The following is a 14,375-nucleotide window of genomic DNA, read 5'->3' on the forward strand; positions in this document are numbered from 1 at the left end:
CGAGATCAGGCCCCCGGACGCTTGCCGTGGTTCGCCTTCTTCTTGCGGCGGGCGCGCTGCTTCGAAGCACGTTTCGACATCAGGCAGCCACCAGCAGCTCGTTCGACCAGGAGGCCAGGCGGGCACGTGCTCGCGAATTACGTACCAGCCCAGCGGGATACGCGAGCTCGGTACCGACGTAGTAGCCACCGTCGACGACAGCGTTCTCGGGTGCGCACAGCGCGGCGATCACCGCGGCGGGCTCATCGAGGAGCGCCTCGGCGTGCGATCGCTGCCGCGGCATGTCGATCTCGAAATCGGCCGGGTGCACGCTGACCGCGGTCAGGCCACCGGGACCGGTCTCGGCGAGCGAACGGGTGAACATGGTCAACGCGAGCTTGGACTGCGCGTACAACACGGTCGGGGTGAAGACGCCACGCTTGCGGTCCAGATCCGAGTAGTCGATATTGCCGCCGACGTGCATCTTCGAGGTCACATTCACCACGCGGCCGTGAGCAGCGGCGAGCGCGTCGGTCAGCGCCATCGTGAGACGTTGCGGCGCGAGGTAGTTGACCTGGAAGGTGAGCTCGAATCCGTCCTCGGTGTGTACGCGGCCCTGTGGCCCCGCGACGGCGGCGGCATTGACCAGGACATCGAGCGTGGGCAGTTCGGCGCGCAGGCGGGTCGCGAGCGCGTCGACCTCGGCGAGCCGCCGGAAATCGGCCGTGACCGCCCTGGCCCTGCGCGGGTCGATCCCGTCGGCGACCAAGCGGTCGAGCGTGCGCTCGCCTCGCTGCTGATCCTGGGTGTGGACGATCAGGGACGCACCGTCGGCGGCGAAGCGCAGGGCGGTGGCGTAGCCGAGGCGTTCGTCGACGCCGGTGACCACTACGAGACGGTCACCGGACACGAATTCAGACATTGTTCTCCCATCGGGAAAGAGGCGTGCGTGCCCCCGGGCACAACGGAACACGCGCACGCACAGCGGAATCGATCGCCGCCACCAGGAGGAGGGCGGGGACGCGTTGACTATCGAGTGGTCGAGATCGGCGAACAGTCCACCGGCTCGGCACACCGCGCGGGAAGCAGCGGTGGCGCAACTGTCGGAGCGGGTGGTGTTCGAGGAGGTGCCGCGCAGCACGCGCGGCGGCTCTCACGCCTTCGGACTCGGCGGTTCGTCCTCGCTGCCGAAGCCGACGAGCTCCAGCGCGGACGGCACAAGATGACCCACGGGCACGGCGCAGCGCCTGCGCGAGGCGCCCGGTTTCGAGGTCATAGCAACCATCCAACCGACCCGGTCAGGGCCGATCAAGCCCCAGCCCTCCGGTTTGACGATTTCCTTGCGTCTGGTCGCGAACGGGTTCCACGCCGGCCGAATACACCGAGCTGATGGTCGACACTCGCTCAGGACGGTGCCAACCGACCTACTCGGGACGCAATATCGTTTCACCATGACCGATGCCGAATTGAGCGACCTCCGCCAGCGTGCCGCGGGTGGAGACACCGATGCCGTCAGCGAACTCGTCGAGTGGGCGACCGAACACAGTGACATAGCCGAGTTGCGGCGACTCTCCGTCGCGGGCAGCCAGGACGCCAACGACGAACTGGTCCAACTCGTTGCCGAACGTGGCGACATGACCGAGCTACGCAGGCTCTCAGACGCTGGGAACCAGGACGCGACAGATGAACTCGTCCAGCTCGCCTCGGAACGCGATGACGTCGACGAGCTGCGGCGGCTGGCCGCGAACGGCAATACCGACGCAGCAGACCTCCTCGACGAAATGACCGAATAGCAGGTCGGCGCCGAGAAACCGTGCGAGCGCCTTGCTCTCGGTGTGATGCAGCGCCACGCAGATCATGGCTTTCGCAGTGATGCCACGCACGAGCCCGGTGACCCGCACGATGTGGGTGCTCATGGCAAGTCTCCTGCTGCGGTGACGGATCGACCGATTACTCGCCGACCAGACTTCCCGGCACTCCCTTTCTGAACGCTAGGCGAGGTGCGGGGCTGACCGCAGCCACCGTCTGCCCGAGCTCGGTGGCCAGGGTGCCGACGTCGCGTTCACCGTGGGTGAGCAGCCACACGATCTGCAACCGGGAAGTGGCGGCGAGCATGCCGAAAGTGGCAGCGAGGTCGTGGAGCTACTGGACGGAAAGGGGGCTGTGTCCGCGGGCTCACGGCGGGGGTCACGTCGTTCTCCACATCGTTCGGCGGCATCGCAGGGCAGGATCAGATCGGCGGCTCTGCGTGCGGTCGCGGTGGCGGTGTTCACGCCGATCCCGACGTCGGCGACCCGAAGGGCCGCGGTGTCGTTGACGCCGTCGCCCACGAAACCGACAGTGCGCCCGGCCGCCTGCAGCGCCGCGACGATCCGTGACTTCTGATAGGGATCCGCTCCGGCGAACACGGTGGTACGGCGGGCCAGCTCGGCGAGGTCTCGATCGGTGAGGTGGTCGACCTCGCTGCCCAGCACCACGACACCTGCGTCGAGCCCGACCTGCGCGCACACGTACCGCGCGACTTCGGGGGCGTCACCGGTGATGACGATGACTGCGACACCGCTGGCTCGCAGCCGTTCGACAGCCGCGCGAGCGCTGGCGACCTGCCGTGCCCGGCGAACACATCAGCCCAGACCCTGAAGGTCGACGGTATGCCAACCGACACTGGTCACCGACGGTTCCAGACTCAACCGGCTCACCGCCGATTCCATCTGCCGGTCATCACGCTCATCGGCAGTCAGCTCGGCCCGCACCTCCACCCGACCAGGTGTGCCGACGTTCTCACTCGCGATCGACACCAGCCGAAAGTCGGTGCGGGTCAGCGATTGCACCAGCAACGCCCGCACGTGTGCTTCGTTGTCATCGTTGGTGAGGGCCACGAACACATAGCGCGTCGCCTGCTCGGTGCCCGCGTCCGGTTGACGGTCCACCGCACGGCCTGCCGCACGCAGGGCGATGTTCACCACCACCACTGCCACGGTGCCAGCCGCTGCGGTGGTGTACATGCCCGCGCCCGCCAGTGCGCCGACCGCGGCGGCGCACCACAGGGTGGCGGCGGTGTTCAAGCCACGAACGTTGACACCATCGCGGATGATCACACCGGCACCGAGGAAGCCGATGCCGGACACGATCTGCGCGGCTACCCGGGTCGGGTCGGCGGCCTCGCCGTGAAAACCGTTGGCGGACAACAAGACGAACAGTGCCGATCCGGCGGCGACGAGCGCGTTGGTCCGCAAACCGGCCATCCGCGCCCGGTACTGCCGCTCGATTCCGATCAGCGCACCGAGGCCGACACCGGCACCCAGACGCAGCAACATTTCCCAAGTCGACATGGTGGAACACACCCTTTGAATGACGTGGTACCACTGGCGCGCAGCAAGAAACTACGGGTCGCGCCGACCGATCGAGTCGACGCGGCAGCGGTCACCGAGTGAACAATCAACAAAACAACGTCTATGACTGTCGTCGGGCACAACGACCACCTCCCTTCATCGAACATGCCGAGGGAGTGGATTCAGCACGGAACGCGCCGATCCGGTACCACTCCTCGTTAGACCTTTGGCACTCCACGGCGTGAACCCGTCCACCCACTGTGGCGGGAGCCAATCGGGGCCACCCCTTAAGCCGGGGAAGCCTGTCCTGACCCGGGGCGTCTCTCGACGTTCGGGGTCGCTGGCCTGTATCCGTGAAGGAGCCTCAGCGAACGACGGCACCTTGCGTCAAGCAGTAAACACCCGCCCCTCCGACCGTGCAACCCCGCACCCACTGACGCCTGGTGTCATTCAACTTCGACCACCAGCCGAACAGTGCGAATCCCCAGGTCACCTGTGTTCCCATGTTCGGTGCGCCCCGCCGTGGGCACACCGAACAAAGCACACGCAGCGCTCATCGACTATTCCGTCGCGGCCGCGCGGCATCCATGGCGGTTGGTCAAAGCAATTTGCTACCGAACGTGACAGCCCAATCGCGGTGGACATAGGAGACAACCCGACCGCGTAGACAGCACCGCCAAAACAGGATCTAAGACCAAAACGGGGGGTAAACGGGGGCTAGACACAATAAAATAGGTCAGGCCCGGTCTGAGACCGGGCCTGACCTATTTTCCTGTGGAGCTAAGGGGACTCGAACCCCTGACCCCCACACTGCCAGTGTGGTGCGCTACCAGCTGCGCCATAGCCCCGTGTTCAGTTGTTTCAGCGGCTCTCGCTGCTGCCTGAATGAAGTTACACCATGCGTCTGAGAGAGAACAAATCGGCTGGTAGACGGCGAAAATGTGGGGTTACGGGCGGGGGTGCAGTGGCCCGTGGGGCGGGAAGGATCGGCTGGTCAGGGGTAGAATGTGCCGAACCTCACGCGGGGGCTCATGGGGCCAGGTTCACTACCCAGTTCTCGTCTTGCCAGTCGATCTTGGTGGTGCCGTCGTAGATCGCGGGGGTGGCGGCCTTGTTGTCGGTGCGGGCGTCGAGATCGGCGAGGTTCTTCGCGGCGGCGGACTTGGCGGCTTCGGACTGGGTGCCGTTGTTGATGCAGGCGGCCACGGATTCGGGGGCGCCGGATTCTGTGGCGATGGTGGCCAGGGCCGGGTTGCTCAGGTCGGAGCCGCCTTCGTCGGGCTGTTTCTTCGTGAACAGGGTCTCGTGGAATTTGCTGTAGGTGGGGCCCGAACCTCCTTGGGCGACACAGAGATTCGCGGCTGTCGCGCGGGTGGAGTAGTCCTTGCTCCTGGACTGGGGGTCGAGGAAGGTGACGAGGTGGTAGTTCACCGCGAGCTTGCCTTCGTCGATCTTCTGGGCCAGTTCCTGGCCGTAGGCGGTTTCCATCGCGCCACAGGCGGGGCAGATGGGGTCTTCGAAGATGTCGACGGTCTTGGCGGCGTCGGGGCGGCCGAGGCGGATGACGCCGTCGGGGGTGGTGGTGGTGACCTGCACGGCGGCCTCGCGGACGGGACCGTAGCCCTCGTTGCGTACGGCGGGCGGCGGTTCCGCGCTCCACTTGTAGGCAGCGAACACGATCAACCCGATGAGGACGACCGCCACCGCGGCCAGCGCGTAGGTGGTGTTGCTGGAAACGGGACGCGGATTGTGCGAAGAACCGGCTGTGCTCACCCGTCCACTCTGCCTCGAGTCGACGGCGGCGCGCCGCGCGGGCACGTCGAAATGGCGCTGACCTGCTATTGCGGCTTGTGGTAATCGCTGGGTCGACCGGCGGGAACCATGCCGTCACGCACCACCGGCTTACCGTCGGGGCTGCCGTCGCAGGCGCATTGCGGGTCGATGCCGTCGCCCGCGTGATCGGGGTGCTCCGGGTCTTCGGGGTGCTCGATCTGCGAGGGCTCGGGAGTGAACACCCACACTGCGGCCGACACCGCCAGCACCGCGCCGGTCACGGCCATGCCCACCCCGAACGACGTGCGCTCGGCCAACCACCCGATGACGATCGGGCCGAGCACGGTGCCCAGATCGGCCGACATCTGGAACGCGGCCAGCACCGGACCGCCGCGGGCCCGCGACCCGATCACATCGGCCAGCGCCGCTTGCTGCACCGGACTGAACATCCCCGACCCCAGGCCCGCGATGAACGACGCGGCGAAGAACCACGGCAGGGTCGGCGCGAAACCGAGCGCACCGGTACCGAGCGCGCAGATGACGGACCCGGCGATCAGGAACGGTTTCCGGCCGAGCCGGTCGGAGAGCCTGCCCGACGCGAACAACACGGCCGCGTTGCCCGCGGCGAACACCGTCAGCGCGACACCCGCCATGCCGACTTCCTGATGCAGCGTCTCCACGACGAGCAGCGGAACGAACGCCATCCGCACACCGAACACCGCGATGCCACCGGCGAAACTCGACAGCAGCACCGCCCGATAGGCGGGCTCGGCCCACCCTTGCCGGAAGGTGAATTCGACAGGCTTCGCGCCGTTTTCGGGCGCGAGCACCGGCGATTCGCGCAGCCCGGCGAACACGATCACACACACCGCGAGCAGCGCGGCCATGTAGATCACGAACGGCGCACGCAGCCCGAAACCGGCCAGACTGCTGCCGACCAACGGCCCGAACAACGACCCGATCAGGAAACTGGTCGAGTAGACCCCCGAAACCCGGCCGCGCGCGGCGGGCGGTGACACCCGGATGATCAGCGCCATCGACGACACCGTGAACATCGTGGACCCGATGCCGCCCAGCGAACGCAGCACCAGCAGTTGCCAATACGTCTGCGCCAGCGCGCACGCCCCGGTCGACACCGCCACGATCACGATGCCGGCCAGATACACCCGCCGCTCGCCCAGCTTCTGCACGAGCCGCCCACTGGCGGGCGCGAACAACAACCGCATCAACGCGAACGCGCTCACGATCGCCGACGCGGCGGCGATGCCGACCCCGAATTCGCGCGCGTACTGCGGAAGAACGGGTGCGACGAGGCCGAACCCGAGAGCGATCACGAAAGCGGCCGCGATCAGTACCCAGATCTCGGCGGGTAGCCGGACTTTGGCCGGAGCGCTCACTCGCCCAGCGCCTGGTTGACCATCTCCTCGGCCGCAGCCTGCACCTGGGTGAGATGTTCAGGGCCGAGGAACGACTCGGCGTAGATCTTGTATTTGTCCTCGGTGCCCGAGGGACGTGCGGCGAACCAGGCGTTCTCCGTGGTCACCTTCAACCCGCCCAGCGGCGCTCCGTTGCCGCGCGCGGTGGTGAGGATGCCGGTGATCTCCTCGCCCGCGATCTCGGTACCGGTGACGGCCTCTGGGGTCAGGCGCGCGAGCTTGGCCTTCTGTTCGCTGGTGGCGGCGGCATCGATCCGCGCGTAGGCGGGGCTACCGTACTGGCGTTCCAGTTCGCCGTACCTGGCCGAGGGGGTCTGGCCGGTGACGGCGGCGATCTCGGCGGCGAGCAGGGCGAGCAGGATGCCGTCCTTGTCGGTGGTCCACACGGTGCCGTCCATCCGCAGGAACGACGCGCCCGCGCTCTCCTCACCGCCGAAAGCCAAACTGCCACTGAACAATCCGGGCACGAACCACTTGAACCCGACCGGCACCTCGTACACGTCGCGCCCGAGCACGCCGACCACACGGTCGACCATCGACGAGGTGACAACGGTCTTGCCGATCTTGGTGAGCGCGTCCCACCACATCCGGTTCGCGACGAGGTATTCGATCGCGACAGCCAGGAAGTGATTGGGGTTCATCAGGCCACCGTCGGGAGTGACGATGCCGTGCCGGTCGGCGTCGGCGTCGTTGCCGGTGGAGATGTCGTAGTCGTCCTTGATGCCGACCAGGGCCGCCATGGCGTGGCGCGAGGACGGATCCATCCGGATCTGGCCGTCGCTGTCGAGGGTCATGAAACGCCAGGTGGGGTCGACGAACGGGTTGACCACCTCGAGCTCGAGATCGAAGCGCTGCCCGATCTCCTCCCAGTAGTCCACGCTCGCGCCACCCATCGGGTCGGCGCCCATCCGGATGCCCGCGCCGCGAATCGCGTCCAGGTTCAACGCGTTCGGCAGGTCGGAGACGTACTGGTCGAGGTAGTCGTAGCGCTGCACGTGGGTGCTCATCGCCTGATCGAGCGAGACCCGTTTGACCTCGGCCAGTCCGCCGCGCAGCAGTTCGTTGGCGCGGGCGGCGATGGCGTCGGTGGCCTTCGTGTCGGCGGGGCCGCCGTGCGGTGGGTTGTATTTGAAGCCGCCGTCGCGCGGTGGATTGTGCGAGGGGGTGACCACGATGCCGTCGGCCTGGTGCTTGGTGCCGCCGCGATTGTGGTTCAGCACGGCATGACTCAGCGCGGGCGTGGGGGTGTAGCGGCCACGCGCGTCGATCACGGCCGTGACGTCGTTGCCGGCCAGGACCTCGAGCGCGGTGGTCCACGCGGGTTCGGACAGGGCATGGGTGTCGCGCGCGAGGTAGACCGGGCCGGTGATGTCACGGGTGGCGCGGTATTCGACGATCGCCTGCGTGATCGCCATGATGTGGGCCTCGTTGAACGCGCCGTCCTCGCTGGACCCGCGGTGGCCCGAGGTGCCGAACACCACCTGCTGGCTCGGCTCCTCCGGATCGGGGACGAGGCTGTAGTACGCGGTGACCAGGTGAGCGATGTCCACCAGGTCGGTCGGGCGGGCAGGCCGTCCGGCGCGATCGTGGGCCATGGTGGGTGTTCCCTTCCGTGTCGGCTGCGCGCGGCTGGTCATGAGAATCATGCGCACAACCACTGGGTCAGGGACGCAGCGGCGTATACCGCGGCCAGGCTCGCCGCGACGCTGATCACGACGTTGCCCACGGCATACACGTAGGCGCCCTCGGTTACCAGACGGATCGTCTCGTACCCGAACGTGCTGAACGTGGTCAGCGCACCACAGAAGCCGGTTGCCGCGAATGCCAGCAGCGCACTGCCCGCACTCGCGCCGATCAAACCCCCGAGCAACGCCGAACCGACAATGTTAACGGTTAGCGTCCCCCACGGCAGCCCAGTCGGAAACCGCGCCGACATCCGCCGGTCGATCAGGTACCGGGCGGGCGCGCCGAGCATGCCACCGGCCAGCACCAGCGCCACCGTCATGCCGTGCCTCCCGCTGTGGGAGCCCACATCTCGACCATCGGATGGCCCCCTTCCGTTGTCGAATTCATGTGAACCCCCGCCGCGCGACCCACCGGGTCGCGATCATGGCAACTGCCACGGCACCGAGTGCCGCGAGCACCGACAGGCCGAGATAGGCGACCGCCGTACCCGTCTCACCGATGCCGATGAGTCTACGAATCTCGAGGCTATAGGTGGAGAAAGTCGTGAAGCCCCCCAGCACACCGATTCCCAGGAACGGTCGCACGAGTTTCGGTGCATCCCACAGTTCGGTGACCACGACCATCAGCACCCCGATCGCGAAGCACCCGAGCACATTCACCGTGAACGTCGACCACGGGAATCGGCCGGGGAGCACCGGCCACCAGTGTCCGACGCCGAAACGGGCGGTAGCGCCGAGCCCGCCGCCCACCGAGATCGCCGCGAGGACGGCCGGATCGAGCGCCGGAGGCCGCGATGTCATGCGTTCGCCTCCCGTTGGCCGATCCGTGTGGTGGTCGTTGCCCATGGTATCGAGACCCACCGACACTCGGGCGAGCGGTGCGCACCGTGGCAAACTTTCAGCAGCCGCCACGGACGAACGACGATGGCCCGAACCGATTGTCGGTTCGGGCCATCGTCGGGCGATTGTTCTCGATCAGTGCGCCAGCACCGGCTCGCCTTCGGCCGGGGCGGGCACGGTGTTCGGCATGAGCACCGCGATCACGATCGCGCCGAGCACGAAAGTGGCCGTCGCCCACCAGAAGCTGGTGGTGTAACTCTCGATCGCACCCTGCGCCGCGGTGAGCGGGCCCGGCTGATGCGTCGACACGTAGTCGGTCATCGCCGAGGCCGCGATGGTGCTGAGCAGCGCGGTACCGATGGAACCACCGACCTGCTGGCTGGTGTTGACCATCGCCGAGGCGACGCCCGCGTCCTCGTGCTGCACACCCGCCGTCGAACCCTGGAACGCGACCGACATCGCACCACCGAGGCCGAGGCCCAGCAATACCAGCGCGGGCAGGATATGGGTGACGTAGCTCGAATCCAGACCGATCTGGGTGAGCCACAGCATGCCCGCCGCGGCGATCAGGAATCCGCCACTGATGACGACCTTGGGTCCGACCTTCGGCAGCAACAGCGACGGCGCGGTGGTCGAGGAGGCCACCATGCCCGCCACCATCGGCAGGAACGCCAGACCGGTCACGATCGGCGTGTACGCCAGGGTCAGCTGCATGTAGTAGGTGAGGAACAAGAAGATCGCGAACATGCCGATGCCCATGACGAACACGGTCAGGTACGACGCGCCACGGGTGCGGTCGGCGACGATGCGCAACGGCAGCAAGGGGTGGGCGACCTTGGTCTCGATCCACACGAAGGCCGCGAGCAACACGGCGCCACCGAGCAGGAAGGCCAGCGTGGTCGGGTCGCTCCAGCCGTTGGACTCGGCGTGGGAGAAGCCGTAGACGATGCTGAACAGCGCGACGGTGACGGCGACGGTGCCGGTCCAATCGAGCTTGGGCCGCGAGGTCGCGACGTGCTTGGCGAGCAGCAGCACGGCGCCGACGAGCGCGACGGCGGCGAAGATCAGGTTCACATACATCGCCCAGCGCCACGACGCCCATTCGGTGAGCACGCCACCGAGCAGCAGGCCGATCGCGCCACCGGTACCGGCCACGGCGCCGAAGATGCCGAATGCCTTGGCCCGTTCCTTGGGTTCGGTGAAGGTGACCGTGAGCAGCGAGAGCGCGGCGGGCGCGAGCAGCGCGCCGAACACACCCTGGCCGACACGGGCCGCAACCAGCATCTCGAAGGTGGTGGCCGCGCCGCCGATGGCCGAGGTCACCGCGAACCCGACCAAGCCGATGATGAAGGTGTTGCGACGACCGAAGAGGTCGCTGAGCCTGCCGCCGAGCAGCAACAGGCTGCCGAATGCGAGGGCGTAACCGGTGATGACCCACTGGCGGTCACCGTCGCCGAAACCGAGGTCGGCCTGGGCCGCGGGCAGAGCGATATTGACGATCGTCGCATCGAGCACGACCATCAGCTGGGCGATGCCGAGTACGGCAAGCACCCACCAGCGCAGGGCGTGCGAGCCGCGGCGACCGGTATCCGCGGGGCTCTTGGGCCCGGTGTCGAGTGTGGTGGTCATAACTCCCCTAGTAGGTCTGCGGATGGTTTCTGGTGGCATAATCGGAGATACCGCCTCCGCTTCATTCGAAGCTACCAGAGTAACGGAGAAACGACCTCCACTTAATCCCTGGATTGATAGGATGTACTTGTGAATCACGCCACGACGACTGCCACACCACCCCGCAGATTGCGCGCCGATGCCGCGCGCAACCAGCAACGCATCGTCGCGGCCGCCCGTGAGCTATTCGCCGATCACGGCCTCGAGATCACCCTCGACGACGTCGCCGAGCGCGCGGGCGTCGGTGTCGGCACCGTGTACCGGCGCTTCGCCAACAAGAAGGAACTCATCGCCGAGGTCTTCGACCAGCACGTCAAAGACTTCGCCGACGCGGCCGAGGCGGCCCTCGGCAACACGGACGCCTGGCTCGGGCTCGTCGAATTCTTCGAGAGCGCGTGCAAACACCTGGCGACCAACCGCGGTTTCAGCGAGGTGATGCTCGAACTCGAGGAAGATCCGGCCCGTTTCGCCGACCTGCGCGACCGGATCCATCCCTCGGTCACGGCGATCATCGATCGCGCGCGCAACGCCGGGACGATCGACCCCGATGTCGCCACCTCGGACTTCTTCGCGCTGATCCATATGGTCAACGCACTCGCCGAGTTCGCCGGGCCGGTGAATTCCGAAGTGTGGCAACGGTATATGGCCATCGCGCTCAACGGCGTCCGCACCGACGCGGTGCCGCGCAGGCCCCTGCTGGTCTCGCCGATGACCGACGAGGAAGTCGAGCGAGCCAAGGCCGCCAGCTGCCTCGGCCGTCGCCGCTGAATCGAAACCTGGCCGACCAGTAGCGCGCGTCACAGCGCATCCTCTACTGTTGGACACATGACCAAGAACACCTGGGTGAACTGGGCAGGCCAGCAACGCTGCACACCCGCCGTCGTCGCCGCGCCGCGTGACGTCGAGGAACTGGCCGCGACAGTGACCGATGCGGCCGCTGCGGGCCGGACCGTGCGCGTGGCCGGGTCGGGGCACTCGTTCACCGACGCCGTACTCACCGACGGCACGCTGGTCGATCTCAGTGGTCTGAACAAGGTCCTCGATGTCGACGTCGACGCCGGCCAGGTGCGCGTGGAGGCCGGGATCTCGCTGCACGCGGCGAGCCCACTGCTGCACGCGCACGGACTGGCGTTTCCCAATCTCGGCGACATCGATACCCAGAGCCTCGCGGGCGCGACCGCCACCGCCACCCACGGCACCGGTGCCCGGCTGCGCAATATCTCCGCGGCCCTGCATTCGGTGGAGGTGCTGCGGGCCGACGGCACCCGGGTGGAGCTCAACGAGCAGACCGATCCCGACGGTTGGAAGGCGGCGCGGGTCAGTGTCGGCGCGCTCGGCGTCGTCACCGCGGCCACTTTGCAGCTCGAACCGTCGTTCGTGCTGGAGTGCGTCGAGCGGCCGGTGCCACTGAACGAGGTGCTCGCCGACATCGACGAATTCGCCGACGGCAGTGATCATTTCGAGTTCTTCGCCTTCCCGCACAGCGACACGGCGATGACCAAGGCCATCGACCGAACCGAAGCGCCGGAACAACCGCGCGGCACCGTGAGCGAGTGGCTCAACGACATCCTGATCGCCAATCATGTCTACGACGGCCTGTGCAGGCTGGGTCGGCGAATTCCGGCCGCCATCCCCATGATTCACCGCGCGGCCACCCTGGCAGGCAGCAACAACCGGCAGGTCGACCGCTCCTACCGGGTGTTCTCCACGCCGCGGCTGGTGAAGTTCAACGAGATGGAATACGCGATCCCGCGCGCGCACGCCGCCGAGGCGATTCGCGAAATCCTGGCACTGGGAAGGCGATTCGGCACACCGATGCCGATCGAGGTGCGCTGGGTCGCGCCCGACGACGCCTTCCTGTCCCCCGCAGGCGGACGCGAGACCTGCTACATCGCGGTGCACCAGTATCAGGGCATGGTGTGGGAACCGTACTTCCGCGCGTGCGAGGCGGTGTTCGACGCCTACGACGGCAGGCCGCACTGGGGCAAACGCCACTTCCAGACCGCCGAGACACTGCGCCCGCGCTACCCCGAATGGGACCGCTTCACCGCGGTTCGACGGCGTTTCGACCCCACCGGGGTGTTCGCCAACGATTACGTGCACCGGGTGCTCGGCTCACTGGACTGAGCGTCACGGCGCGGACACTGCTCGGACAACAGTATCGCCGGATAGCCCGCACCCTGCCCCGTCGCCGCGCCCTGGTGGAATGATGACGGTGATACCCGAAGCGCCACAAGCACTTCGCCCCTGCGCCGAAAGGGCGACCATGGCCCACACTCCCAGCGTGTTGTTCGTCTGTGTGCACAATGCGGGCCGATCACAGATGGCGGCGGGTCTGCTGCGCGCCAAGGCCGGTGACCGGATCGAGGTGCGCACCGCAGGCAGCGAACCGGCGGCAGTGCTCGACCCCGTCGCGGTGGCGGTCATGGCCGAGATCGGGATCGACATCTCCGGCGAACGGCCGACACCGCTCACCGATGATGTCGTCGGGATCTCGGATGTAGTGGTCACGGTGGGAGGCGGCGAGGTGTGTCCGTACTTTCCCGGAATCAGCTACCGCGACTGGGTGCTGCCGGATCCGGCCGGGCAGCCCATCGAGGTGGTGCGCGGCATCCGCGACCACCTGCAGATCCTGATCGGGAATCTGCTCGGCGAACTGGTGCCGGTACCCGCGCGCTGACGTCCGATTCGTTCAAGACCGCACCCCACTCGGGTGCCTAAGCTGCGAATATGACTCCACAGCTCGATGTCGTGTCCGTTGTTGTTTCCGATATGGCCGCTTCGGTGGCCTTCTACCGCAGGCTGGGCCTGGTTTTCCCGGACGGCGCCGAATCCGAGGGCCATGCCGAGGCCGTGATCGGCGGTGGTCTGCGGCTGGCGCTGGACACCGAGGCGACGATCGCCTCCTTCACGCCCGACTGGCAGCCGCCGACCGGTCCCGGCCGCAGCAGTCTGGCGTTCCGATGCGCCGATCCGGCCGAGGTCGACAAGCTCTACGCCGAACTCGTCGACGCCGGCCATCACGGCGAACTCGCACCGTGGGATGCCTTCTGGGGCCAGCGTTACGCCTCGCTCGCCGACCCCGACGGGCACGGAATCGACCTCTACGCGCCGTTGCCCGCCGAATAGGCCGACCAGTCGTGGGGGTCGCGCTGACGCCGCTGGTAGCGGCCGAGCATCTCGCGGACCTCATCGCTCACCGGGGGTTCTCCGGTGAGCCTCGTCCACAGGTGCGCGTCGTGGTCGGTAAGCGTCACCGGTCCCGACGCGGCCACGTCGACGACGAAGGTGAACTGCCTGGTGCGGGCGCCTTCGCCGGTCAGGTAGTCGAACTCGCCGAGATAGTCGCTGACGCCGGTGACCTGCAGCCCGGTTCCCTCCGCGACTTCGCGGGCCAGCGCTTCGTCGAGTGCCTCACCCGGCTCGACGACGCCGCTGGGCAACTCCCACCGTCCACCGAGGAAATCCGATCGTCGACGGCGCAGGATGAGCACTCGATGATGGCGGTCGACGACCGCGCCGACGACAAGCCGACGGATTTCGTCTCGTTCTGCCTCGATACGGAGCGTGGAGTACACGGATTCATCGATCATCAGGTCACATCCTCTCGTCGGTGTTCGGACTGAGCACTTGCGACGGGGCGTGCACTATCGAGCCTAAAC

16 protein-coding genes, 1 tRNA gene, 1 pseudogene and 1 riboswitch are annotated in these 14,375 nt (G+C 67.1%); of the genes and pseudogenes, 5 read left to right on the forward strand and 13 right to left on the reverse strand.

Translation table 11 applies throughout. The annotated features are described in order from the left end of the window. Window positions 1-5: 5 nt before the first annotated feature. From ASD42_RS35825 to ASD42_RS35605, 3 genes are all read right to left on the reverse strand, one after another. Complete coding sequence (locus ASD42_RS35825) at window positions 6-80, reverse strand: 50S ribosomal protein bL37 (RefSeq protein ID WP_442938651.1); 75 nt, start codon at window positions 78-80, stop codon at window positions 6-8. Next, window positions 80-901 (reverse strand): SDR family NAD(P)-dependent oxidoreductase, encoded by an 822-nt coding sequence (locus tag ASD42_RS08780; RefSeq protein ID WP_056812522.1) that lies wholly within the window; start codon window positions 899-901, stop codon window positions 80-82. Before ASD42_RS08780 ends, ASD42_RS35825 begins: the two co-directional genes overlap by 1 nt. A 231-nt stretch (window positions 902-1,132) precedes the next feature. Next, a complete protein-coding gene (locus ASD42_RS35605) occupies window positions 1,133-1,255 on the reverse strand; it encodes a hypothetical protein (RefSeq protein WP_268793512.1) in 123 nt (40 codons plus the stop codon). 175 nt (window positions 1,256-1,430) lie between these two features. Here ASD42_RS35605 and ASD42_RS33715 point away from each other — a divergent pair, with 175 nt between their 5' ends. Next, a complete protein-coding gene (locus ASD42_RS33715; RefSeq protein ID WP_084787048.1) occupies window positions 1,431-1,772 on the forward strand; it encodes a hypothetical protein in 342 nt (113 codons plus the stop codon). A gap of 198 nt (window positions 1,773-1,970) precedes the next feature. Here ASD42_RS33715 and ASD42_RS35180 read toward each other — a convergent pair. From ASD42_RS35180 to ASD42_RS08835, 9 genes and pseudogenes are all read right to left on the reverse strand, one after another. Beyond that, window positions 1,971-2,564, reverse strand: a pseudogene (locus ASD42_RS35180) (HAD family hydrolase); the annotation flags it as partial. Between the two features lie 39 nt (window positions 2,565-2,603). After that, window positions 2,604-3,311, reverse strand: a complete 708-nt coding sequence (locus ASD42_RS08800) for an MgtC/SapB family protein (protein ID WP_056812536.1) — start codon at window positions 3,309-3,311, stop codon at window positions 2,604-2,606. 203 nt (window positions 3,312-3,514) lie between these two features. Further along, window positions 3,515-3,694, reverse strand: a riboswitch (M-box (ykoK) riboswitch). Between the two features lie 392 nt (window positions 3,695-4,086). Beyond that, window positions 4,087-4,159, reverse strand: a tRNA-Ala gene (locus tag ASD42_RS08805). Window positions 4,160-4,340: 181 nt separating this feature from the next. Beyond that, window positions 4,341-5,084: a DsbA family protein gene (locus ASD42_RS08810; RefSeq protein WP_056812539.1), complete on the reverse strand. Its 744-nt coding sequence runs from the start codon at window positions 5,082-5,084 to the stop codon at window positions 4,341-4,343. 65 nt (window positions 5,085-5,149) lie between these two features. Further along, window positions 5,150-6,481 carry an MFS transporter gene (locus ASD42_RS08815; RefSeq protein ID WP_056812542.1) on the reverse strand — a complete coding sequence of 444 codons (1,332 nt, stop codon included), beginning with the start codon at window positions 6,479-6,481 and terminating at the stop codon, window positions 5,150-5,152. Beyond that, window positions 6,478-8,115, reverse strand: a complete 1,638-nt coding sequence (pgm, locus tag ASD42_RS08820; RefSeq protein WP_056812546.1) for a phosphoglucomutase (alpha-D-glucose-1,6-bisphosphate-dependent) — start codon at window positions 8,113-8,115, stop codon at window positions 6,478-6,480. Before pgm ends, ASD42_RS08815 begins: the two co-directional genes overlap by 4 nt. Before the next feature lie 47 nt (window positions 8,116-8,162). Then, the gene (gene crcB, locus ASD42_RS08825) at window positions 8,163-8,525 is read right to left on the reverse strand and encodes a fluoride efflux transporter CrcB (protein ID WP_056815820.1); all 363 of its coding nucleotides are present in this window, start codon (window positions 8,523-8,525) and stop codon (window positions 8,163-8,165) included. A 64-nt stretch (window positions 8,526-8,589) separates the two neighbouring features. Further along, window positions 8,590-9,006 (reverse strand): fluoride efflux transporter CrcB, encoded by a 417-nt coding sequence (crcB, locus tag ASD42_RS08830; protein WP_056815822.1) that lies wholly within the window; start codon window positions 9,004-9,006, stop codon window positions 8,590-8,592. Window positions 9,007-9,180: 174 nt separating this feature from the next. Next, entirely contained in the window at window positions 9,181-10,674 is a 1,494-nt protein-coding gene (locus tag ASD42_RS08835) for an MFS transporter (protein ID WP_056812548.1), read from the reverse strand. Between the two features lie 129 nt (window positions 10,675-10,803). Between ASD42_RS08835 and ASD42_RS08840 the strand changes: the two genes are divergently transcribed. The 4 genes from ASD42_RS08840 to ASD42_RS08855 all read left to right on the forward strand — a co-directional run bounded on the left by ASD42_RS08840 (window position 10,804) and on the right by ASD42_RS08855 (window position 13,842). Then, on the forward strand, window positions 10,804-11,481 hold the full coding sequence (locus ASD42_RS08840) for a TetR/AcrR family transcriptional regulator (RefSeq protein WP_056812552.1): 678 nt from the start codon (window positions 10,804-10,806) through the stop codon (window positions 11,479-11,481). A 57-nt stretch (window positions 11,482-11,538) separates the two neighbouring features. Next, a complete protein-coding gene (locus ASD42_RS08845) occupies window positions 11,539-12,840 on the forward strand; it encodes a D-arabinono-1,4-lactone oxidase (protein ID WP_056812555.1) in 1,302 nt (433 codons plus the stop codon). Between the two features lie 139 nt (window positions 12,841-12,979). Further along, complete coding sequence (locus ASD42_RS08850) at window positions 12,980-13,393, forward strand: arsenate reductase ArsC (protein ID WP_056812558.1); 414 nt, start codon at window positions 12,980-12,982, stop codon at window positions 13,391-13,393. A gap of 50 nt (window positions 13,394-13,443) precedes the next feature. Further along, on the forward strand, window positions 13,444-13,842 hold the full coding sequence (locus ASD42_RS08855; RefSeq protein WP_056812560.1) for a VOC family protein: 399 nt from the start codon (window positions 13,444-13,446) through the stop codon (window positions 13,840-13,842). On the opposite strand, the gene ASD42_RS08860 is transcribed toward ASD42_RS08855, so the two are convergent. Continuing rightward, entirely contained in the window at window positions 13,818-14,306 is a 489-nt protein-coding gene (locus ASD42_RS08860; RefSeq protein ID WP_056812562.1) for an NUDIX domain-containing protein, read from the reverse strand. The genes ASD42_RS08855 and ASD42_RS08860 overlap by 25 nt on opposite strands. Window positions 14,307-14,375: the final 69 nt, after the last annotated feature.

It is taken from the genome of Nocardia sp. Root136 (genome assembly GCF_001427185.1).
GTDB lineage: Bacteria > Actinomycetota > Actinomycetes > Mycobacteriales > Mycobacteriaceae > Nocardia > Nocardia salmonicida.

What these genes read in the sequence shown, in the direction of transcription:
- ASD42_RS08780 (WP_056812522.1), bottom strand. Translation starts at nt 901, where the DNA reads ATGTCTGAATTCGTGTCCGGTGACCGTCTCGTAGTGGTCACCGGCGTC.
- ASD42_RS35605 (WP_268793512.1), bottom strand. Translation starts at nt 1,255, where the DNA reads ATGACCTCGAAACCGGGCGCCTCGCGCAGGCGCTGCGCCGTGCCCGTG.
- ASD42_RS33715 (WP_084787048.1), top strand. Translation starts at nt 1,431, where the DNA reads ATGACCGATGCCGAATTGAGCGACCTCCGCCAGCGTGCCGCGGGTGGA.
- ASD42_RS08800 (WP_056812536.1), bottom strand. Translation starts at nt 3,311, where the DNA reads ATGTCGACTTGGGAAATGTTGCTGCGTCTGGGTGCCGGTGTCGGCCTC.
- pgm (WP_056812546.1), bottom strand. Translation starts at nt 8,115, where the DNA reads ATGGCCCACGATCGCGCCGGACGGCCTGCCCGCCCGACCGACCTGGTG.
- crcB (WP_056815820.1), bottom strand. Translation starts at nt 8,525, where the DNA reads ATGACGGTGGCGCTGGTGCTGGCCGGTGGCATGCTCGGCGCGCCCGCC.
- crcB (WP_056815822.1), bottom strand. Translation starts at nt 9,006, where the DNA reads ATGACATCGCGGCCTCCGGCGCTCGATCCGGCCGTCCTCGCGGCGATC.
- ASD42_RS08835 (WP_056812548.1), bottom strand. Translation starts at nt 10,674, where the DNA reads ATGACCACCACACTCGACACCGGGCCCAAGAGCCCCGCGGATACCGGT.
- ASD42_RS08845 (WP_056812555.1), top strand. Translation starts at nt 11,539, where the DNA reads ATGACCAAGAACACCTGGGTGAACTGGGCAGGCCAGCAACGCTGCACA.
- ASD42_RS08850 (WP_056812558.1), top strand. Translation starts at nt 12,980, where the DNA reads ATGGCCCACACTCCCAGCGTGTTGTTCGTCTGTGTGCACAATGCGGGC.
- ASD42_RS08855 (WP_056812560.1), top strand. Translation starts at nt 13,444, where the DNA reads ATGACTCCACAGCTCGATGTCGTGTCCGTTGTTGTTTCCGATATGGCC.
- ASD42_RS08860 (WP_056812562.1), bottom strand. Translation starts at nt 14,306, where the DNA reads ATGATCGATGAATCCGTGTACTCCACGCTCCGTATCGAGGCAGAACGA.